Source organism: Dermabacter sp. Marseille-Q3180 (assembly GCF_940792985.1).
Classification (GTDB): domain Bacteria; phylum Actinomycetota; class Actinomycetes; order Actinomycetales; family Dermabacteraceae; genus Dermabacter; species Dermabacter vaginalis.
Window position 1 is genome coordinate 756,091 of record NZ_CALNWU010000001.1, and the last position, 20,603, is coordinate 776,693.

The following is a 20,603-nucleotide window of genomic DNA, read 5'->3' on the forward strand; positions in this document are numbered from 1 at the left end:
CGCAATTCTACCAGGGTGCCTGTCAACAGGCGCCATGCGACCGGGGCCTAAAGGTTCGGGAGGGCGAGCTCCTGACCCGGATGGATCACCGATCCTTCGAGATTGTTGATGTCCTGGACCAGCATGAGGTAATCACGCACATCAGTTCCTGAGGGCGCGCTACTCGAGGCGATACCCCAGAGGCTCTGCCCCTCCTCAACTCGGACGGTCGTGTATGCCATTGCGCCATCGTCGCCCGCGGCCGCGGAGGGCGAGAGCGCGACTGCGCCGGCAACGAGAATGACGGCGGCAAGGACGAAGGTGACCAGTGCAACGACGGCGACACGGCCACGGCGCGTAAGACGAAGGCGAACATTCTTTCGAACCGGCTGGGCGCTATACACAGAAGTGCTCATTTTTAGAATCCTTGTTCGATTGACGACATGACGAGCGTACGATCAAGCGTTCGAAAAAGTCAAGACATTTTCGAACACCTGTTTGGAACAAGCGTTCTGTTCCGGTACCTTTGAGGTACGCCTCCACTCAACAACGGGGGTGAGACATTTAAACTCGCCCTACCGAAAGGATCGGCGCATGGCCTCCTCTGCACACGGCTCCTCAGCCGGCTCCCCGGCTCTCACCGAGCGCCAGCAGCGCATCCTCGATACGATCGCGCGGTCCATTCGCGCGAACGGATACGCACCCACGATGCGCGAAATCGGGGAAGCCGTCGGCCTTCAGTCGCCGTCGTCGGTCTCACATCAGCTTTCCGAGCTTGAACGCAAGGGCTATATCCGCAAAGACCCGAAACGCCCTCGCACGCTTTGGCTCGTCGATATGGACGATGAGGGTGACCCACTCCCGAGCGAGTACGACGCACCGGGCTCCCCCGCCGTCAACGTCCCGCTCGTGGGCACGATTGCCGCAGGAATCCCTATCACCGCGGAAGAACAGGTGGAGGACGTCTTCGCCCTACCCGCGCAGCTCGTGGGTGATGGGGAGCTCTTCCTTCTCAAGGTTCAGGGCGATTCGATGATCGATGCCGCTATTTGCGACGGCGACTGGGTCGTTGTGCGCCAGCAGAAAGTGGCGGAAAAAGGCGAAATCGTCGCGGCCATGATCGACGGCGAGGCGACCGTGAAAACCTTCGCCCGCAGCGATGGCCACGTATGGCTCATGCCCCACAACCCGGCCTTCACACCAATCCTCGGCGACGAAGCCGAAATCCTCGGCAAGGTCGTCGCCGTTCTCCGCTCGGTCTAGTCCTCGGTCTGATCCGCAGCTACTCCGAGAGCTCGGAGCGCAATCGTTCGAGCGCGGCAATCGCCACTTCCGGCTCACGCGTGGCCCACAGCGGCGGGATCGCCTGGCGAATCGCCGAACCGTAGGACTTCGTGGCGAGCCGCGAGTCGAGCACCGCAACCATCCCGCGATCGGTTTCCGTGCGGATCAGGCGCCCCGCGCCCTGTGCCATGCTCAACGCCGCGGATCGCACCGCAACCTCGTAAAAACCATTGCGTCCGAGCCGTGCAAGCCGCTCCTGACGCGCCGAAGCGAGCGGGTCATCCGGCCGCGGGAACGGGATCCGATCAATAATCACGAGCCGGCACGCCTGCCCCGCAACGTCGATGCCCTGCCAGAAGGTCCGCGTTCCAAAAAGACACGCGTCACGGCTTTCCCGGAACCTCGCCGCGAGCGCCGCGTTCGAATCTTCCCCCTGAAGCAGCACTGTCCGGCCCGTCATCCGTCGGACATACTCCGCGGCCTCCTCAGCTGCCCGCCGAGACGAAAAGAGCCCAAGCGCCCCACCCCCGGAAGCTTCGATGAGTTCGACGATGTGCTCGAGCATCTCACTCGAGGTGCCGTCGCGACCCGGTGCCGGCAAATGGGAGGCAACATACAGAATTCCCTGCCGCGCATAGGCGAATGGCGAACCAACGTCGAGCGCCGACCACCACTCGCGCGGCCCTTCTCCACTGCTCGCTCCCACATCACTCTCGAGCTCCGCCCGTTTCTCACCGCGAAGCCCGAACGAGTATGCGGCGCTATCGAACCGCCCGTTGAAGGCGAGCGTTGCCGAGGTGAAAATGGCGGTGCGCTCATCGAGGATGCCGTGCTTGACGAGGCCCGCAACGCTGAGCGGGGCGACGTCGATAAAGGTTCGGCCGAGAGCTTCACTGTGGTTGAGGTAGATGACGTCGTCCTCATGCGGGTCGAGAAGTCGGTCGCACACGTTGAGGATTTCGGCAAGCCTCGCGCGCACCGAGGCCCGGGCACCCGCCGTTGATATCTCGGCGGCATCGCCGGCATTTTTCACGTCATCGCGCGCAGATTCAGCTTCGGCGCGAATGATCGTGAGCGTGTCGCGAAGTCGGGGTTCGAGCTCGCCGCGCACGCGTCCATCGGGAAGCGGCGAGAGCGCCTCTTCGAGGGCCACTCCCGCATCGTCGAGTTCAATGGCCGTAATCCCGAGCCTTCGCAGCTCGCGCACGGCCCCGCGAATAGCACCCTGGTGAAGTGATTCGGTCACTGAGGACGTCACGCGATCCACGAACTCGTGAGCCTCATCCACGATCACCACATCGTGTTCGGGGATGATTCCATGCCCGTCAAAAGCATCGATCGCGTAGAGGGCGTGGTTCGTCACCACGACATCTGCTTCGCGTGCGAGCGCCCTGTTGCGTTCGGCAAAGCACTCGTCGTGAAACGGGCACGACGTGCCGATGCATTGCGAACCGGTGACAGAAACCTGCCGCCAAGCGCGATCCGACACGGGAGTGTCGAGCTCGTCGCGGTCACCGGTGTCGGTTGCCTGCGCCCACTCGCGAAGGCGCTGCACCTGCGCACCGAGGCGTTCGGAGTCATGCTTCACGCCCGTCACGGACGCTTCGGCGAAGAGGGCTCCGGGGTCGAGATCGTCGGGGTAGCCACCCTCGAGCTTGTGAAGGCACACGTAGTTGCCGCGACCTTTAAGGAGGCTGTAACTCGGCACGCGGCCGAGTTCCGTACCGAGCGCCTCGACGATGCGCGGGAGGTCCTTCGCGACGATCTGACTCTGAAGCGCGAGGGTCGCGGTGGTAATGACGACGGGTGTTCCGCGCTCGACGGCACGCTTGAGTGCGGGGACGAGGTAGGCGAGCGACTTGCCCGTACCGGTTCCTGCCTGAGCGATCAGGTGCCTGCGAAGATCGATGCTGCGTTCGATCGCGCCAGCCATGGCGCGCTGCCCGGGCCTATCGGCTCCTCCGACCGCTTCGACAGCCGCGGAGAGCAGCTTCTCGAGCCTCGGATCCGAATCGTTCACTGGCGCGCGGAAGCGAGATCGGCGGCCAGGGATTCGTCGACCCGTGCTACAAGGCGCGTGCCCTCGGGAAGAAACTCCTCGCTCACGAGTTCGCCCTGGGTGTGCACACGCGAAACGAGGTCACCTCGGGTGTAGGGCACAACGATATCGACTTCGACCGAGGGGCGCGGAAGCATGTCGGCGATCAGTGCGCGTAGCTCTTCAATTCCCTCACCGGTGCGTGCCGAGACGACTGCCGAATGCTCCACTTGCGAGCGGAGCCGCGCGAGAGTTTCGGGGCTCGCGAGATCGGCTTTGTTGAGGGCCACGATTTCGGGCACGTCAAAGCCGTCGATATCGGAGAGCACGGCACGGACCGCGCGAATCTGCCCCTCCGGGTCGGGGTGGGAGGCATCGACGACGTGCAAAAGCAGATCCGCCCCGGCGACTTCTTCGAGTGTGGAGCGGAACGCCTCCACGAGCTCGGTGGGCAGCGAGCGCACGAATCCAACGGTGTCCGCGAATGTAAATTCACGGCCGTCAGGCGTCACCGATCGCCGCACTGTCGGGTCGAGTGTGGCAAAGAGGGCGTTCTCTACGAGGACGCCGGCACCCGTGAGCCGGTTGAGAAGCGAGGACTTCCCGGCGTTCGTGTAGCCCGCGATCGCAACAGAGGGGACCTTGTTGCGCTTGCGGTCAGCGCGCTTCGCTTCGCGCGAAGGTGCCATCGCCTTGATATCGCGCCTGAGTTTCGCCATACGCGTGCGGATGCGCCGGCGATCGAGTTCGATTTTCGTTTCGCCGGGGCCGCGCGAGCCAATCCCCGCGCCGCCCGCAACGCGGCCGCCCGCTTGCCGGGACATTGATTCGCCCCAACCGCGAAGGCGCGGGAGGAGATATTCGAGCTGCGCGAGCTCCACCTGGGCTTTACCTTCGCGGGACTTCGCATGCTGGGCGAAGATGTCGAGGATGAGCGCGGTGCGATCGATGACCTTGACTTTGATGATGTCCTCGAGCGCACGACGCTGCGACGGGGCGAGCTGGCCGTCGCAGATCACCGTATCGGCCCGAAGATCAGCGACGATTTCGGCGAGCTCTTTCGCCTTGCCAGAGCCGAGGAAGGTGGCGGGGTCGGGGTGGGCGCGCCGCTGCATGACGCCGTCGAGCACACGCGAACCGGCAGTTTCGGCGAGTGCGGCGAGTTCACGCATGGAGTTTTCAGCGTCTTCAACGTTGCCGGTCGTGAAAAGGCCCGCGAGTACCACGTTTTCGAGTCGAAGCTCGCGGTACTCGACCTCGGTGACATCCTCGAGATCGGTACGGAGCTGGTCGACGCGACGAAGCGAGTGACGCTCGGCAAGATCGAGCTGTTCGCCATCAGCATCGCTCTCATACGTGGTCGCCGAGATCGACGCGTCACCTCTCGAGAGCACGCGCTCCATGATCGAAGCTTCACGCGCTCCACTGCTCGCACCTTCAGGCTCCACTGCCTCGCGCGGTGCGTTGGGGGTCTCGAATTCGTGATCGGGGACGAAGGGGGTCAAGTGCGCGTGTACTCCAGGTTCTCTCGTGCGGGGCCTCGCATGAGGCATGCGTATAAGTGTGTCACGTCCTTCCCGCCAAGGGGAGCTTTTCGCGTGCTGCGCCACTACACTCCTCACTGTGACAAGCCACGCCCACTATTTCTCCCCCACGCCCGGCAAAGACCTCGAACACCGCGCCTTACGCGTGCCCCTCGCAGGTGCCGAGCGAAGCCTCGTGAGCGCAAAAGGGCTCTTCAGCTTCGACGGGCTGGATAAGGCCACGGCGGTTCTTCTCGCGCACACGGATCTTTTTGCGCCGATCACGCCGGGCAGCGAGATTCTCGATGTCGGCTGTGGCTGGGGGCCGATTGCCTTGAGCCTCGCATTGCTCCAGCCTGACTGCCATGTCACGGCAATCGACGTCAATCCCCACGCGCGCACCATCACTCGCGAGAATGCTAAGCGTCTTGGCCTCACGAACGTCACGGTCGCCGCTCCCGAAGACATCCCTACGAGCGCGCGCTTCGATGCGCTCTGGTCGAACCCCCCGATCCGCATCGGCAAGAGCGAACTCCACGCCCTTCTCACGCGGTGGATCGGGCAGCTTCACAGCTCGGGAAGCGCCGCGATGGTGGTGGGCAAGAACCTCGGTGCCGATTCGCTCGCCACGTGGATGGAAAAGCAGTTCCCCGCACGCCCGGTCGAAAAGGTCCACTCCTCGAAGGGCTTTCGCTTGCTCGCGGTGGGCCCGGAGCGTTCGGAAGGCTAGACAAGCGCGGTGGCACGGGTGGCGTCGGAATTCCGACGCTTGCCTAGCCCTCGTGTTCCCCGCGCGCTCGGGCGGGACCGCCGGCCTTGAGATCGCCGAGCTCCGCAGGGCCCGTGAGGGTCATGTTTCCGTAAGCATCCCAGCCGATCTCGAGGCGCCCTCCGCGCACGTCCACGAGCCACGGCTCGCGCGTCTCGTCTCCGCGCGCCGCCGCAAGCGCGGCCACGACCGCGGTCGCGCCCGTTCCGCACGAGAGGGTCTCCCCCACGCCCCTCTCGAAAACGCGCATGGCGACGTGCCTCTTTCCCTTCGTCTCGACGAACTCGATATTCGTACCGTTTTCGGGCTCGGGCTCAAGATCAGGGCGCTCGGCAAGGTCGAGTTTCTCGAGTTCAAGATTTTCGGGCAATTCGACGACCGTGTGGGGGTTGCCAACGTTGACATCGGTCCCCTCAAGGAATCGGTCACTCACCCGCACGATTCGCGTCGTCCCCTCGACTGTGGCGGGTCCCATTCCCACGCGTACTCGCCACACTGGGCCATCCTCGAGCACCTCAACGGTGCGCACGCCCGCGCGGGTCATCACGTCGAACACCCTGTCCTGCACGTAGCCGCGATCCATGAGGAAGGCCGCGTAGGCCCGCACACCATTACCGCACATCTGCGCGATCGTGCCGTCCGCGTTGCGGTAGTCCATAAACCACTCGGGCGGATTCTCGAGACCCGCGCTCGACGGGTCCCCGAGGCAGCGCGTGCGGATCGCGCGAATCACACCGTCGGTACCTGCAGGGCCGGCGAGCTCGCATACGCGTGCGCTGTTGAGCTCTCCGCGACCCGCGGGGTCGTCAATCATCACGAAATCGTTTTTGGTGGCACTCGCGTAGCTCAGGGCTTTGCGAGATTCAGGGCGTGAAGGTGCAGTGGCCATGGCCCGATCATAGGCACGCCCGGGCGGGACCTCACGCCTCAGCGGTGGAGGGGTGCGCGGCGGCGTGCGCAATCTCGCGCTTGATCATCGCGAGAGCGACCTCGGAATCCTCCCCCGGAACCCACGTGAGGCGCTTATCGCGGCGGAACCACGTGTCTTGCTTCCGCACGAGGCGACGCGTGTTCGTGATCGTCGACTCGATCGCCGCCTCAAGGCTCAGCTCGCCACGCACGTGCGCGATCATTTGGGCATAGCCGATCGCCTGGCGCGCCGTTGTGCCTTGCTCGATTCCTGCTTCAAGGAGGGCCTCCACTTCCTCGCGAAACCCGCTCTCCACCATCCGGTGCACTCGCTCCTCGACCCGCTTGTGGAGTTTGCTCCTGTCCAGTTGCACGGCAACGTACGCAATCGCAGGGTCGTGGAACGTGTAGGTGGGCAGGAACGCCGAGAACGGCTTTCCGGTCAAGCGATGGACTTCGAGGGCGCGCACGATCCTCCGTTCATCTCGCGGCGCAATCTTCGCGGCCGCATCCGGATCTGCCGCGGCGAGCTCGACGTGGGCAGCCGCCGTGCCTATCTCGCGCACATGGGCTTCCATCTCTGAGCGCACGGCTGGATCCGACGGCGGAAAGGCCATCACGTCGGTGAAGGCGCGCACGTAGAGGCCCGAGCCACCAACGATGACGGGAAGCTTCCCTCTTTCGCGGATCTCGTTCGCGAGGCGGCGTGCGTCGCGTTGAAAAGTCGCGACGTTTGCTTCTTCGGTGACGTGAAGGATGTCGAGAAGGTGATGGGGAATCCCTCGGCGCTCACGCGGGGTGACCTTCGCGGTCCCGACATCCATACCGCGGTAGAACTGGAGGGCGTCGGCATTGATCACCTCACCGCCGAGCCGCTCAGCGACGTCAATCGCAAGCGCGCTCTTGCCGGTCGCCGTTGCCCCTGCGATCACCAGGAGAGGAGGCCTCTCTCGGGCAGCATCCCCGTGGCTTTGGCCACCCTGTGCGGGGTGAGACACGTGGTCTCCTTTCGATCTCGCCGAGATGTTTCGCGCGGTGCGCCGAAAATCGGTAGCGTGGTTGCGAAACGTCGCATCCCGGCCACCGGGCCGGGCACACAGAAAGGCAGCCGATGCCGAACGGCCACTCGCATGATGCCGCACCCGCCGGCAACAAACTCACGATTGAACGTCTCGAGGAATCACTCGAGCGACTCGGCTACGCCTTCGTCGAAGACGATGACACGCCCAATGTTCTTCGCGCACGCTTCGACCACTATCCTTTCACGTTCGCCGTCGCGGGCGAGCACTCGCACATTCTCGTCGTTCGCGGGCGCTGGGATGAGCTTCTCTCTGTTCAGCAGAAGCTCGAAGCCACGCGCCTTTGTAACCACTGGAACATGGAGCGGATGTGGCCAAAAGTCTATGTGCGCCGCGAGAACGATTCTGCGCTCGGGGTGTACGGTGAGCTGGTTTTCGACTACTACTACGGCGTGAGCGACGAGGCGATCGATCGCGCGATCACCTGCGCTCTCTCGACCACGGTCGCGTTCTTCTCGCGTCTCTCCTCGCAAGTGAGCGACCAAGATGAGGCTGACGCCTGAGCGGACCCCTCAGAAACTCGCCGTGCCTTAGCTCCCGGGCCGCCTGAGGCGAGGAAGACCGAGGCTCACGGGCCCGCCGGAACCGGGAGTGCCGCACGCATCGGGCTCGTCCTCGCCAGTTTCCCGGCGCTCCCACGCATCGCCAGCACGCGTGCGACGCACCTCGAACTCTCCGCCCTCGGCGCCCGAATCGGCAATGAGGTAAAACGGCGCAGCTTTGGTCACTCGCGCGCGCACAACATCGCCGGGACGTGGCCTTTCCGCCTCTGGATACCCTTCGGGAAGCGCAACGTGCACGAGACGACCGTCTTCGGCTCGGCCCGAAATGCGGTGGGTCTCGGCATCGCGGTCTCCCTCGCCTTCGGCGATGAGCACGTTCACTTCAGCGCCAACCTTTTTCGCGTTCTCTTCAGCGGAAATGCGGTCCTGAAGAGCGACGAGACGTTCGAACCGCTCCTGCACAACCGCCTTCGGGATCTGCTCCTCCATTTCCGCGGCGGGCGTTCCGGGGCGCGGCGAATACTGGAACATGAAGGCGCTTGAAAAGCGCGATGCCTCCACCACGTCGAGAGTTTTTTGGAAGTCCTCCTCGGTTTCGCCGGGGAAGCCCACGATGATGTCGGTCGTGATGGCCGCGTGTGGGATCTTCTCGCGAACCTTCTCGAGGATCCCGAGGAACTTCTTCGAGCGGTACGAGCGGCGCATAGCTTTGAGCACGGCGTCGCTTCCCGACTGGAGGGGCATGTGCAGCTGCGGCATCACGTTCGGAGTTTCCGCCATCGCCTCGATCACATCGTCGGTGAACATCGCCGGGTGCGGCGACGTGAAACGCACGCGCTCGAGCCCTTCGATCTCACCGCATGCGCGAAGAAGTTTCGCGAATGCCCCCCGGTCACCGAATTCAACACCGTAGGAATTGACGTTTTGCCCAAGCAACGTCACTTCAAGCGCGCCCTGGTTCACGAGCTCCTGAACTTCAGCGAGGATCTCGCCGGGGCGGCGATCCTTTTCCTTGCCGCGTAGCGAAGGGACGATGCAGAACGTACACGTGTTGTTGCAGCCCACCGAGATCGACACCCATCCCGCATAGGCACTTTCGCGCTTTGTGGGCAGTGTCGAAGGGAATACCTCGAGCGACTCGAGAATCTCAACTTGCGCTTCTTTCTGTACGCGTGCGCGATCGAGAAGCACGGGAAGCGAACCGATGTTGTGGGTGCCAAACACCACGTCGACCCATGGGGCGCGGTCGGTAATCGTTGAACGATCCTTTTGGGCGAGGCAACCGCCCACGGCGATCTGAAGATTCGGATTCGCATCCTTCGCGGGGCGCAATTGGCCGAGGTTGCCGTAGAGGCGGTTATCGGCGTTTTCGCGCACGGCACACGTGTTGAACACGATGACGTCAACATCGCCGTTCAGCGGATCTGCGCCCTCGGCGGCGGGGGTGTAACCCGCTTGCTCAAGGAGGCCCGTGAGGCGCTCGGAGTCGTGGACGTTCATTTGGCAGCCGAACGTGCGCACCTGGTAGGTGCCGCGCGCCGGCGCGTCATTGTCGTTCAGGATCGCTGTTTCGCTCATCGTGAATCAAGAATACGTAGTTTGCTGCGTGAGGCGGAACTTTCTGTGACGTTGTGGACGCCACCTCGGCACTCCTGTTGTACCAATTCAAGCCGCGTTCGTTTCTCTCGTCCATCGTGGCCTTGAGGTTGAATCCGACCTTTCCGCGTGCCTTGGGGTCGACAGGTGCGCGCCACCGACGTGAAGTAACCACCAGGGTGGTGGCACCACAAAAGAGGGTGGTGTTCGCAGTCTCGTGGACTGTGAACACCACCCCGATCACGTGCGTGACACGCGCGAGCAGTGACCGACGGCCGGGCTAAGAAAACCTTCTCAGGACTCCTAGCCCGCCCGCTTCGGTGCTACGAGCGCCTGCTGCGGCGCCCAGCCACCATGATCACGCAACCCGCAAGAACCGTGAGCACACCAGCCGCAGCACTCAGACCAATCGGCGCACCCGTACGCGGCAGCGGCAAACCAGACACCGGGCTGTGTGGCTTCGACGGGTTCGACGGTTTCTCCGGCACGGCGGGCGTCTTCGGCTTTTCAACCGTGTTGCACGCCGTGTTATTAGCCGCACCATCAGAATCACCCGCCATGCTCACCTGGTTGAACAAGCCACTCGTGGTGCCATCAGCATCGCACCTCGAGGCCTTCGCCCAGTCAGCGTTTGCGCTGTACGAACCAGAGAGCACGACCGTGAACGACTTCGCGCCACCAAGACCGAGCTCAACACCATCGGTCACCGTAAACGAACCGTCCTTCACGGCAACACTCTTACCGTCAACCGTCGCACCCGTGACAGTAAACCCAGCGGGAACACGGGGCGTGTCCGCCACGGGCTTCGACTTACCAGCACGCTCGCCGGTGTTCGTGACCGTGACCGTGTAGGTCGAGGACCACTCACCGTTCACGGCAGACGCCTTGCCCGATTCCTTCTTCACTGCAAACGCCGGATCCTTCGTCACCGTGGTGCAGGCCGTGTTGTTGTCTTCGCCGTCAGTATCTCCCGGCATCGCAACCGTGTTGATGAAACCGTGGGCACCTTCAGCGCCACCAGCAGCACATTGACCCGCGGCTGCCCAATCGGCATCGGCCGGCCTGTACGAACCAGAGACCACGACCGTGAACGACTTCGACTCGCCAGGAGCAAGCTCAACACCCTCAGTGACCGTCACCGAGCCATCTTCAAGCGTGGCGTCCGCACCGTCAACCGAGACGTTCTCCACCTGGAACCCAGCCGGAGCAGAAGGCGTATCCACAACAGCCGCAGACTTACCAGCAAGCACACCGGTATTCGTCACCGTCACCGTGTAGGTCGAGGACCACTCACCATTCACGGCAGACGCCTCGCCCGAGGCCTCCTTCTTCACCGCGAACTTCGGCGCCTTCTCCACCGTCGTGCAGGCCGTGTTGTTGCCCTCGCCGTCAGAATCACCATCGAGCGTGACGCCATTGACGAAGCCATGAGCACCCTCAGCACCATCACCAGCGCACTGAAGAACCTCAGACTCCTTCACCTGAGCCGGATCAAACGAACCCGACACCACGACCGTGAACGACTTCGACTCACCAGGAGCAAGCTCAACACCCTCAGTCACCGTGAACGAACCATCCGCGAGAGCAACATCAGTCGCTTCACCCGCACCTTCCTGCTCAACAGTCGCCTTTTCCCGTGGAAACCAGCAGGAACTGACGGCGTATCCGCAACAGGCGCAGACTTACCAGCAAGCACGCCGGTGTTCGTAACCGTCACCGTGTAGGTCGAGGACCACTCACCATTCACGGCAGACGCCTCGCCCGAGGCCTCCTTCTTCACCGCGAACTTCGGCGCCTTCTCCACCGTCGTGCAGGCCGTGTTGTTGCCCTCGCCATCAGAATCACCATCGAGCGTGACGCCATTGACGAAGCCATGAGCACCCTCAGCACCATCACCGGCGCACTGAAGAACCTCAGACTCCTTCACCTGAGCCGGATCAAACGAACCCGACACCACGACCGTGAACGACTTCGACTCACCAGGAGCAAGCTCAACACCCTCAGTGACCGTCACCGAGCCATCTTCAAGCGTGGCGTCCGCACCGTCAACCGAGACGTTCTCCACCTGGAACCCAGCCGGAGCAGAAGGCGTATCCACAACAGCCGCAGACTTACCAGCAAGCACACCGGTATTCGTCACCGTCACCGTGTAGGCCGACGACCATTCACCATTCACGGCAGACGCCTCACCCGAGGCCTCCTTCTTCACCGCGAACTTCGGCGCCTTCTCCACCGTCGTGCAGGCCGTATTGTTCTTCGATCCATCAGAGTCGCCCTTCATCGTGACCTGGTTGAAGAACCCGCCCTTGGATGCATCCTGAACCGCAGCATCACACTGCGACGCAGCAGCGCCATCAGCCTGACCAGAAACATACGTTCCCAACACCACGACCGTGAACGACTTCGACTCACCAGGAGCAAGCTCAACACCCTCACTCACGGTGAACTCACCGTTCGTCAGCGTCACAGGCTCACCCTTATCGATCTTCGCACTCGTGATCAAGAAACCCTTCGGCGCAGCCGGTTTATCCGTCACCACAGGAGACTTACCAGCAAGCACACCGGTATTCGTCACCGTCACCTTGTACGTCGAAGACCACTCACCATTCACGGCAGACGCCTCACCCGAGGCCTCCTTCTTCACCGCGAACTTCGGCGCCTTCTCCACCGTCGTGCAGGCCGTATTGTTCTTCGATCCATCAGAGTCGCCCTTCATCGTGACCTGGTTGAAGAACCCGCCCTTGGATGCATCCTGAACCGCAGCATCACACTGCGACGCAGCAGCGCCATCAGCCTGACCAGAAACATACGTTCCCAACACCACGACCGTGAACGACTTCGACTCACCAGGAGCAAGCTCAACACCCTCACTCACGGTGAACTCACCGTTCGTCAGCGTCACAGGCTCACCCTTATCGATCTTCGCACTCGTGATCAAGAAACCCTTCGGCGCAGCCGGTTTATCCGTCACCGCAGGAGACTTACCAGCAAGCACACCGGTATTCGTCACCGTCACCTTGTAGGTCGAGGACCACTTACCGTTCACAGCGTTCGCTTTGCCAGAAGCTTCTTTCTTCACCGCGAACTTGGGCGCCTTCTCCACCGTCGTGCAGGCCGTGTTGTTGCCTTGGCCGTCAGAATCACCATCGAGCGTGACCCCATTGGCAAAGCCCTTACCGTCCGAAACACCTTCCTCGCCGGTGCAGTGAAGAACCTCAGACTCCTTCACCCGTGCCGGATCAAACGAACCCGACACCACAACCGTGAAAGTCTTCGACTCACCAGGGGCAAGCTCAACACCATTAGTCACCGTAAACGAGCCGTCCGTCAGCGTGGCATCCTTACCGTCAACCTTCGCTCCCGAGACAGTGAAACCAGCAGGAACCGCCGGCGTATCCGTCACAGCCTTCGAGGTGCCCTTCACCTCGCCAGTGTTCGACACCGTGACCTTGTAGGTCGAGGACCACTTGCCGTTCGCGGCAGACGCCTCTCCCGAGGCCTCCTTCTTCACCGCAAACTTCGGGGCCTTCTTCACAGGATTACACGCTGCGTTGTTCGAAGTGCCGTCGGTGTCGCCATCCATCGTGACCGTATTGACAAGACCACCCGTAACGGAACCGCCGCCAGCAGTCTCACACTTCGCCACCGACGCCCAATCAACGTCAGCCGCCTTATAGTCACCGGAGATCTCAACCTTGAAGGTCTTCGACCCACCCGGCGCAAGCTCCACACCATCAGTCACAGGGAACGAACCAGACTTAGCATCAACCGTCGCCCCATCAACCTTGGCCCCCGAGAGTGTGAACCCCTTCGGAAGCGAAGGCGTATCCGCCACTGAAGCAGACTTCCCCTCAAACGGCCCCGTGTTCTTCACTGTCACCGTGTAGGTGGAGGACCACTTACCATCCTCAGCAGACGCCTTCCCAGACTTCTTCTCTACCGCAAACTGGGGTTGAGCGACACGAGCAGCACCAACCTTCGGCGCCTCAACAGGAGGCAAGGACTGACCGCTAGCGAAGCTCGCCTTCGCCGCCACCGAATTCCACAACACATCCGTCGGTTTCATTACTGGAACGGAGATCGTGTACTCGAGCGCCAGAGTTTGCTTCGGCTTTAGCTCACCGTCATACACAAACTTCAGGGCTGTCACATTCTTCGGAGCAGTTTCCGACCAGTCATTCACGCAACCGCTATTGGCGGCGTTCGGGAATACTTCCGGACGGCAAGGGTTCGTTGAGGCCGAGTAGTAGACCTTCACTCCCTGAGGGACCTTCGTCATTGCAGTGAACGAGCCGGACTGCGTCGACCCACGGCTCTGATCCGCAAGTTTCTCGCTCACGCCCGTATCCCCCTTATGCGGGAGCACGTCGTAAAACACGAGTCCGTTCGTTGCGTCGCTCGAAGAGTTCGTAGCCTCGATGCGATACGTGACCGGACCGCCCTTGGCAGGAACGACCGCCTTCTTTGGGGTGTAGGCGAAAGAGGCGTCTTCTGGGCCTTTCACCGCCTTCGCAAGTGAGAGCGCTCGATAGCCAGCAGGGGCGTCGATCGACCAGGAAGAGGCGCCGTGGCAGGCTTTAGCGGTGGCGCTATCCCCATCCAGATTGAGGACATCCTCGGGCGTGTCTAACGCGCACCGGAAATTTGGCTCCGCCGCATCCGTCAGGTACGCATCGTTGGTATAGGAGCCGGCATAGCGGGGCTGCGCAGCGAACCGGAAACGCCCGACCACATCGACATTGCCGGACGGATCGGGATCGGCCCACGTATGAGGGATCCTCCATTGCACGAGCGTGCGGCCGTCCTGATAGTTCTCCACAATCTTGGTCTCGACTTTCCGCTTCGAGGCGCCGCTTACTCCTCGAGTGAATTCAGCCTCGTCATAGATGTAGACCGCATCCGTGATATCACTTTTTCTATGAATTTTGGAAGGGTCGGTCACGATTTCCATACCGCGCGGAAGGAGGTCGCTGACGACAATATCTCCAGACGACTGCGTCTTGCCACGGAAAGAGAAATCGACCTGCCAACGGATACCAGCCTTTGAAACCTCATTGTTTGGCTCAAGCGGGACGAACTGGTTTCCAATGGAAGACCAGGTTTTCTCCACGTGATGAAGGCTCCCCAGAAGGTGCAAATCTGCCATAGGAGAGCGCCCGTCGATAAACGGTTGAGTTTGCTTGTTGGCAGTGACCGTCACTCGCGCTTTCTGATTGCGCAGGATCGCGTCGCCGCCGAGTTTCTCGTCAGCGAAGCCGCCGATCGTCATCTTCCAGGTTTTTGCCCCGTCGAGTGGACGCCCCGGTGCAGCAACGATCCTCGCTACCTTGCCACGTGCGCTCTCGGGAACCGAGTACACCACGGAGCCAATCCGCGTCGGCTTGTCTTTTTCTGCAACTTCAACATCCCCCAGTTTCTTAAGGGTGACTCGACTTCCATCTGTCAGAACGGCGACGGGTACGAAGTCTCCAACGCTAAGGTTGCCGGGGGCGTCGGTACGGATCTCCACCGCCGTCACGTGAAACGCAGGGCGCTGGCAAAGCTTGCCATCGGTCCGGGACGTGTACAAGACGCCTTCTTGCACGGTCGCCGGATCCATACACGGCACATCGTCTTCGTAGCTTTGGGTCAACGGAAGCAGTGAACTTCCGTCCTTCACTGGAGTGTTTCCCTCTTTGACAGTCACGTCAACCGTATAGCCGCCCGCGACCAACGAGGAACGATCACCGTTGAGACGGTCATCGGCGTCGTGGGCTTCTTGCGGCGTCCGCCACAAAGCTTTGCCATCCCAGTTTTTGTCGTTGGCGTCTTGGTAGCGGAGGGGAAAAATGCCCTTTCGGGTTTCGTCGCCTTCCTTCACAGAAACCCCGAGGGCGGTCTTACTAATATCTCCGCGGCCATCCGGGCGCCCCGCGAGAGATACGGACGCTCGGGCATCCGCTGTGAGATCGTCAGCATCGTTATAGTGCGCCGTTGCCGTTACCGCATTGTCGTACGAACCTACGCACGGTTCAGGCTTCCCCTGACAGGCTGCAGAGGTGACTTTGGTGTGCACCTCAAATTTGTATACGTCATTCGCTTTGTCACGTTCCGGAACTTGAATTCCCTCAACCGACCATTGCAGCTTTCGGTTCTCTTTCTCGTAGGTAAATTTGACGTCCTGACCTGCATACCGAATCTCAGTCGGCTCAAACCCAATCGGGAGGACATCAGAAAACTCCAGCTTCAACGGCCGGTGAACGCCCAACCCTTCGTATTTCTGACCATCGTTGATGTCCGCCGCGACTTGCCACACGACGGTATCGCCAATCCATGTTGACTGCTGAAGCGCCTTCTTCTCGACTTCGAGTTTTCGGTTAGCTACGGCAGTAGTGTGAATGGTGTCGCTCGTCAGCGGGTTTTTGAGCTGATCCGAAGTCAGGTTTGCCGTCAAGTCCCACGAAGTATTGTTTGGCGTGACGTAGTTCGGCGGAGTGACGGAGACTTCAAACGAGAACGTCGCCCCCTGTTTGCCGATGGTTTTGACATTCGCAGTGCGGCGCCCGCTATTAACGGAATTGAGTTGATCACTGCCGCCAATTTTGAAGTTCCAGCCGTCCGGAACGCCGTCAAACTTCAATTTGCCGCCCGTAAGGCAGTCGTCTTCGCTCTCCTGACCATTCAGGTATTCACATTTGACGGTTACCTGGTACCTATTTTTAAAGCCTGTAGGCTGATTGTCGTCGGTGAGTCGTTTGAGCGTGATCTCGACGTTCGGCGTCGCGGGCTCGGCGAGTGCAGACACACCCCCGCCGACAACAGACTGCACTACGAGCACACACGCAAGAAGTAGTGCAAAGAGCCCTCGCACAAAGGCAGGGCGAAAAGTTTCAGGGGATCGCATGGGGATCCTTTCGTGGAAGAAAAGAGAGGGATGACGTCGTCATCCTACCGCCAACTGCAACGGTCTTCCAGTAGGTAAAGTATGCCCGTAGGTGCGCCTCATATGGCCCAGATGCGCGGCTCGTGCGCCGGCCCCTTCTGGATGATCCTGTGCAACTTTTTCACCAGGTGACTCCTGCCGCATCGAGCTCACGGTTGAGCACGAAGAGCGTGAGGTTCTCCGAGTATCCACGACGCGCGAGCGCGCCACCGATGCGCCGTAGTGCTGCCCCGCGATCGAGGCTCTCCGCCCCACCGCTTTTACGCAATTCCTTGGCGAGCCGCTCGCGGGCGAGGGTCTGGCAGCGCTCCTTTTCACTGTCATAGGGAGCCGCTTCCTCGAGAGCCGTGTTGATATCGCGCGACGAAACGCCCTTGCCCTCAAGTTCGCGCCTCAGAGCGGCAGTCCCGAGGAGCTTATGGGCGCGTCGCTGCTCAATCCATGCCCGCGCAAAAGCTTCGTCATCAATGAGTCCAGCGCCATCGAGGCGCCGCATGATCTCCTCGAGAATCTCCTCGTCACACACACGCTCAGCAAGTTTGAAGCGAATCTCGGCTTCACTTCTGCTCCGATGGGCAAGAAGGCCGAGCACATACCGGCATTCCTTCACGACAGCTTTCTCCGTATCGTGATCGCGAAAAACCCCTCCGCGATGCGGGTTGCTGCCCTCCCCAGGTGCGGCTTCCCCCGCTTCTATCGCGGCGATGTGCTCGGCAAGCTCCTCGATGACGCCCTCGCGCCAGTCCCCCTCCCCCGCAGAGTGTGGGGACTGGCACTCAGATTTGTGCGGGTGCTTCATCGTCAACGAATTCGCCATCCCCCACAGGCGCATCGGCCGCAGCCTGCTTGGCCGCCTCGTCTGCATACTGACCGATGCCGAGCTTCATGAGGATCTTCTGCTCGATGTCGGCGGCGAGATCCGGGTTGTCTTTAAGGAACTGACGCGCGTTTTCCTTGCCCTGGCCGAGCTGGTCGCCATCGTACGTGTACCAGGCACCAGACTTGCGCACGATGCCGTTCTCGACGCCGAGATCGATGAGGCCGCCTTCGCGCGAGATGCCCTCCCCGTAAAGGATGTCGAACTCAGCCTGTTTGAAGGGCGGAGCCATCTTGTTCTTCACGATCTTCACGCGAGTGCGGTTGCCAACGGCATCCGTGCCCTGCTTGAGGGTCTCGATGCGCCGGATGTCCATGCGCACCGAGGCATAGAATTTGAGCGCCTTGCCGCCCGTGGTGGTTTCGGGGCTTCCAAAGAACACGCCGATCTTTTCGCGGAGCTGGTTGATGAAGATCGCGGTCGTGCCACTCGAGTAGAGCGCACCCGTGAGCTTACGGAGCGCCTGCGACATCAGACGTGCCTGAAGGCCCACGTGGGAATCGCCCATCTCCCCTTCAATTTCCGCTTTCGGCGTGAGGGCTGCGACGGAGTCCACAACGAGGACGTCGATTGCGCCGGAGCGCACGAGCATGTCGGCGATTTCGAGGGCTTGCTCACCGGTATCCGGCTGCGACACGAGAAGCGCGTCGATATCAACGCCGAGTTTCTTCGCGTATTCCGGATCGAGCGCGTGCTCCGCGTCGATAAAAGCCGCAATACCGCCCGAACGCTGTGCATTGGCAATCGCGTGGAGAGCAACCGTGGTTTTACCACTGGATTCCGGGCCGTAGATTTCGACAACGCGGCCGCGCGGGAGACCGCCGATGCCGAGCGCCACGTCAAGTGCGACCGATCCCGTGGGAACGACTTCAACGGGCGGGCGTGTGTCATCACCGAGGCGCATAATCGAGCCCTTGCCGAACTGGCGATCAATCTGCGCGAGCGCATTTTCGAGCGACTTATCGCGATCCTTGGCGGCAGCTGCCATGGCAGTTCCTTTCGTTTGTCACCCCGCTTTGAGGCGCCCTCTTACTGGACACATTCAACGGTAGACGTGGGTGAGACATTTAAACTCGACCCCGGCGCGGATGTGGAGCAACGGCCACTGTGGAGGTCGAACAGCACCATCGTAAACGAACACCTGTTCGATTTGCACTCTTGGGCGCACGCGTGTTCGATTCGTGTCGCACCTCTCACCCTCGCACTATGCTCTCGGGCGTGCCTCGGGCGGAACTTCCCAGCGCCTGTGCTGCGGGACATCCATGTCATCGCAGAGCGCGTGCCACACTTCTTTGACGGGGTAGCCGGCTTCGATCGCCTCGTTTGCGCTGAGATTTCCGCAGGCAACGAGCGTGAGTTCACGGCAGTATGTTTGCGCGAGCTCACTACCAAAAACATGGGCCGCGAGCTCGCGAAACTCGCTTCGCCTCACGCGAGCTACCGCGCGAGCGCGTATTCGGCACCCTGGACGCCGCGCTCGAGCTCGGCGGGAACGGTGTCGGGAATGACGATGCCTTCCGCGAGGGCCACGCGATCGGCAACCTCGCGAAGGATGACGGACATCGGGTATCCAAGCGCCTCGGTGACGGAGGCGAGCAGTTCGCTCGACGCTTCCTTTTGGCCACGTTCAATCTCACTCAAATATCCGAGCGACACGCGGGCGTCGGCTGACACCTGGCGCAGGGTCTTTCCCTGGCGGCGGCGCGCATCGCGCAAAACGCCGCCCAGTTCCTGGCGGAAGAGCACCATGCGAGTTTCTCCCTTCCTCGTCGGTGTCATGTCCTTCTTTGTGGCCGGCCTGCGGCCAAGAACGGACGTGGGGCGTGGCTGCGAGGCTCGCACCCAGTTTCGCTGTATGGGGGCACCAGCCCCCGCATTCTTGTTCGTGTTCACGTCCGTTCAACGCACGAACATTCCTTCTTGTTCCGCCATCCTATGGCGCGAGGAGGCGTCGACTTTCAGGTTACATACACGTCAAAGGCGCGACGCTTCCTCGTTTTCGCTGGTCAGCGCCTCAATCGCGAGCGCGACGGCGAAATCCACCACTCCCGCGCGGATCTCCGAGCGCGTTCCCCTGAGGCGTACTTCACGCACAATTTCGCGATCAGGCGCACTCACGGCAACGAACGCAAGCCCCTCGGGGTTGCCGTACTCATCGCTCCCGGGTCCCGCAACGCCCGTCGTCGCTATCGTGAGATCCGCGCCGTACACACGTCGGGCGCCGCGCGCCATGGCACGCGCTACCTCGCCCCTCACGGCACCACCTTCTCGCAGATCTGTGAGGTCGAGCCCCAGCAGAGAGGCTTTCGCCTCAAAGCTATAGGTGCATGCACCACCCTGCACAACCCGGCTTGCGCCCGGCACATCCACGAGACGCGCCACGAGCATCCCGCCCGTAAGCGATTCGGCGGTCGCGAGGCTCAGTCCGCGTTCCTCGCACGCGGCAAGGAGAGCATGTGCCGACGCATGCTGCACAACCGGTGCCCCCATAGTTCTTAGGCGTTGTTCTGTGCGAGGGCCTCACGGCGAAGGCGCAGACCGTCGTTCACGTTGCGAAGGCCCGACCACAGCGTGAGCACGAGGGCGATCGCGGTGAGCGTGATCCCGATCCACCAGGCGGGAGGCCACAGGAGTTCGAAGGGCATGAGGCAGAAGGTGATGCCGATCGACTGCATCATCGTCTTCGCCTTGCCGCTGAAGTTTGCGGGCAGCGCCCCGTACTTGAGGATCGTGAAGCGCATGACAGTAATGCCGATCTCGCGCACCAGAATGAGCACCGTGATCCACCACGGAACATAGTCCCACACGGAAAGCATGATGAGTGCCGCACCCGTCATGGCTTTATCGGCAATTGGATCCATGATCTTGCCGAAATCCGTGATGAGATTTCGCGACCGCGCAAGGTAGCCATCGACGAAGTCCGTGAGCATCGCGAGCACGAAGATCGCGGCGATGACCCACCGCATGGCGACGTCGTCGTGGTACAGCGCGGCCACGATTACGAAGATCGGCACCATGACCATGCGGATCATCGTGAGGATGTTCGCGATATTCCACAGCGGAACGCGCGGGTTTTCGGAGGCGCTCATGGCGTCGTCCCTTCTTTCTCTGCGTGCCCCGAACC

Annotated in this window: 17 protein-coding genes; 3 read left to right on the top strand and 14 right to left on the bottom strand. The window is 61.6% G+C overall.

All coding sequences use genetic code 11. The annotated features are described in order from the left end of the window. Positions 1–47: 47 nt before the first annotated feature. The gene (locus NBW56_RS03480) at positions 48–395 is read right to left on the bottom strand and encodes a LysM peptidoglycan-binding domain-containing protein (protein WP_250257987.1); all 348 of its coding nucleotides are present in this window, start codon (positions 393–395) and stop codon (positions 48–50) included. Positions 396–573: 178 nt separating this feature from the next. Between NBW56_RS03480 and lexA the strand changes: the two genes are divergently transcribed. Further along, on the top strand, positions 574–1,242 hold the full coding sequence (lexA, locus tag NBW56_RS03485; RefSeq protein ID WP_126848414.1) for a transcriptional repressor LexA: 669 nt from the start codon (positions 574–576) through the stop codon (positions 1,240–1,242). Between the two features lie 19 nt (positions 1,243–1,261). Here lexA and NBW56_RS03490 read toward each other — a convergent pair whose 3' ends face one another. Together NBW56_RS03490 and hflX are read right to left on the bottom strand one after the other, a co-directional pair. After that, a complete protein-coding gene (locus tag NBW56_RS03490; protein ID WP_250257988.1) occupies positions 1,262–3,283 on the bottom strand; it encodes an ATP-dependent DNA helicase in 2,022 nt (673 codons plus the stop codon). Beyond that, positions 3,280–4,704, bottom strand: coding sequence for a GTPase HflX (gene hflX / locus NBW56_RS03495; protein WP_074298192.1), 1,425 nt, complete (start codon positions 4,702–4,704; stop codon positions 3,280–3,282). Before hflX ends, NBW56_RS03490 begins: the two co-directional genes overlap by 4 nt. Positions 4,705–4,924: 220 nt before the next feature. Between hflX and NBW56_RS03500 the strand changes: the two genes are divergently transcribed. Further along, positions 4,925–5,554, top strand: coding sequence for a class I SAM-dependent methyltransferase (locus tag NBW56_RS03500; RefSeq protein WP_074298029.1), 630 nt, complete (start codon positions 4,925–4,927; stop codon positions 5,552–5,554). A gap of 43 nt (positions 5,555–5,597) precedes the next feature. Here the strand turns inward: NBW56_RS03500 and dapF are convergent, their stop codons facing one another. Together dapF and miaA are read right to left on the bottom strand one after the other, a co-directional pair. Beyond that, a complete protein-coding gene (gene dapF, locus NBW56_RS03505) occupies positions 5,598–6,482 on the bottom strand; it encodes a diaminopimelate epimerase (RefSeq protein ID WP_065248214.1) in 885 nt (294 codons plus the stop codon). 31 nt (positions 6,483–6,513) lie between these two features. After that, entirely contained in the window at positions 6,514–7,500 is a 987-nt protein-coding gene (gene miaA, locus NBW56_RS03510) for a tRNA (adenosine(37)-N6)-dimethylallyltransferase MiaA (RefSeq protein ID WP_065248215.1), read from the bottom strand. Between the two features lie 113 nt (positions 7,501–7,613). Between miaA and NBW56_RS03515 the strand changes: the two genes are divergently transcribed. After that, positions 7,614–8,084 (top strand): type III secretion system chaperone family protein, encoded by a 471-nt coding sequence (locus NBW56_RS03515; RefSeq protein ID WP_250257989.1) that lies wholly within the window; start codon positions 7,614–7,616, stop codon positions 8,082–8,084. Between the two features lie 27 nt (positions 8,085–8,111). On the opposite strand, the gene miaB is transcribed toward NBW56_RS03515, so the two are convergent. The 9 genes from miaB to pgsA all read right to left on the bottom strand — a co-directional run bounded on the left by miaB (position 8,112) and on the right by pgsA (position 20,568). Continuing rightward, positions 8,112–9,662 carry a tRNA (N6-isopentenyl adenosine(37)-C2)-methylthiotransferase MiaB gene (gene miaB, locus NBW56_RS03520; RefSeq protein ID WP_250257990.1) on the bottom strand — a complete coding sequence of 517 codons (1,551 nt, stop codon included), beginning with the start codon at positions 9,660–9,662 and terminating at the stop codon, positions 8,112–8,114. A 341-nt stretch (positions 9,663–10,003) separates the two neighbouring features. Beyond that, entirely contained in the window at positions 10,004–11,242 is a 1,239-nt protein-coding gene (locus NBW56_RS03525) for a COG1361 family protein (RefSeq protein WP_250257991.1), read from the bottom strand. Beyond that, positions 11,239–16,563 carry a COG1361 family protein gene (locus tag NBW56_RS03530; RefSeq protein ID WP_250257992.1) on the bottom strand — a complete coding sequence of 1,775 codons (5,325 nt, stop codon included), beginning with the start codon at positions 16,561–16,563 and terminating at the stop codon, positions 11,239–11,241. The genes NBW56_RS03525 and NBW56_RS03530 overlap by 4 nt, the downstream gene beginning before the upstream one ends. Positions 16,564–16,723: 160 nt before the next feature. After that, positions 16,724–17,401: a regulatory protein RecX gene (locus NBW56_RS03535; RefSeq protein ID WP_250257993.1), complete on the bottom strand. Its 678-nt coding sequence runs from the start codon at positions 17,399–17,401 to the stop codon at positions 16,724–16,726. After that, positions 17,379–18,467, bottom strand: a complete 1,089-nt coding sequence (recA, locus tag NBW56_RS03540; RefSeq protein ID WP_250257994.1) for a recombinase RecA — start codon at positions 18,465–18,467, stop codon at positions 17,379–17,381. Before recA ends, NBW56_RS03535 begins: the two co-directional genes overlap by 23 nt. Before the next feature lie 216 nt (positions 18,468–18,683). After that, complete coding sequence (locus tag NBW56_RS03545) at positions 18,684–18,911, bottom strand: DUF3046 domain-containing protein (protein ID WP_065248221.1); 228 nt, start codon at positions 18,909–18,911, stop codon at positions 18,684–18,686. Between the two features lie 5 nt (positions 18,912–18,916). Then, positions 18,917–19,228 (bottom strand): helix-turn-helix domain-containing protein, encoded by a 312-nt coding sequence (locus NBW56_RS03550; RefSeq protein WP_065248806.1) that lies wholly within the window; start codon positions 19,226–19,228, stop codon positions 18,917–18,919. Between the two features lie 225 nt (positions 19,229–19,453). Continuing rightward, on the bottom strand, positions 19,454–19,969 hold the full coding sequence (locus NBW56_RS03555; protein WP_250257995.1) for a CinA family protein: 516 nt from the start codon (positions 19,967–19,969) through the stop codon (positions 19,454–19,456). Between the two features lie 5 nt (positions 19,970–19,974). Further along, positions 19,975–20,568: a CDP-diacylglycerol--glycerol-3-phosphate 3-phosphatidyltransferase gene (pgsA, locus tag NBW56_RS03560; protein WP_250257996.1), complete on the bottom strand. Its 594-nt coding sequence runs from the start codon at positions 20,566–20,568 to the stop codon at positions 19,975–19,977. Positions 20,569–20,603: the final 35 nt, after the last annotated feature.

What these genes read in the sequence shown, in the direction of transcription:
- pgsA (WP_250257996.1), bottom strand. Translation starts at nt 20,568, where the DNA reads ATGAGCGCCTCCGAAAACCCGCGCGTTCCGCTGTGGAATATCGCGAAC.
- recA (WP_250257994.1), bottom strand. Translation starts at nt 18,467, where the DNA reads ATGGCAGCTGCCGCCAAGGATCGCGATAAGTCGCTCGAAAATGCGCTC.
- lexA (WP_126848414.1), top strand. Translation starts at nt 574, where the DNA reads ATGGCCTCCTCTGCACACGGCTCCTCAGCCGGCTCCCCGGCTCTCACC.
- NBW56_RS03550 (WP_065248806.1), bottom strand. Translation starts at nt 19,228, where the DNA reads ATGGTGCTCTTCCGCCAGGAACTGGGCGGCGTTTTGCGCGATGCGCGC.
- NBW56_RS03535 (WP_250257993.1), bottom strand. Translation starts at nt 17,401, where the DNA reads ATGAAGCACCCGCACAAATCTGAGTGCCAGTCCCCACACTCTGCGGGG.
- NBW56_RS03530 (WP_250257992.1), bottom strand. Translation starts at nt 16,563, where the DNA reads ATGCGATCCCCTGAAACTTTTCGCCCTGCCTTTGTGCGAGGGCTCTTT.
- hflX (WP_074298192.1), bottom strand. Translation starts at nt 4,704, where the DNA reads ATGGAGCGCGTGCTCTCGAGAGGTGACGCGTCGATCTCGGCGACCACG.
- miaB (WP_250257990.1), bottom strand. Translation starts at nt 9,662, where the DNA reads ATGAGCGAAACAGCGATCCTGAACGACAATGACGCGCCGGCGCGCGGC.
- NBW56_RS03480 (WP_250257987.1), bottom strand. Translation starts at nt 395, where the DNA reads ATGAGCACTTCTGTGTATAGCGCCCAGCCGGTTCGAAAGAATGTTCGC.
- NBW56_RS03515 (WP_250257989.1), top strand. Translation starts at nt 7,614, where the DNA reads ATGCCGAACGGCCACTCGCATGATGCCGCACCCGCCGGCAACAAACTC.
- dapF (WP_065248214.1), bottom strand. Translation starts at nt 6,482, where the DNA reads ATGGCCACTGCACCTTCACGCCCTGAATCTCGCAAAGCCCTGAGCTAC.
- NBW56_RS03555 (WP_250257995.1), bottom strand. Translation starts at nt 19,969, where the DNA reads ATGGGGGCACCGGTTGTGCAGCATGCGTCGGCACATGCTCTCCTTGCC.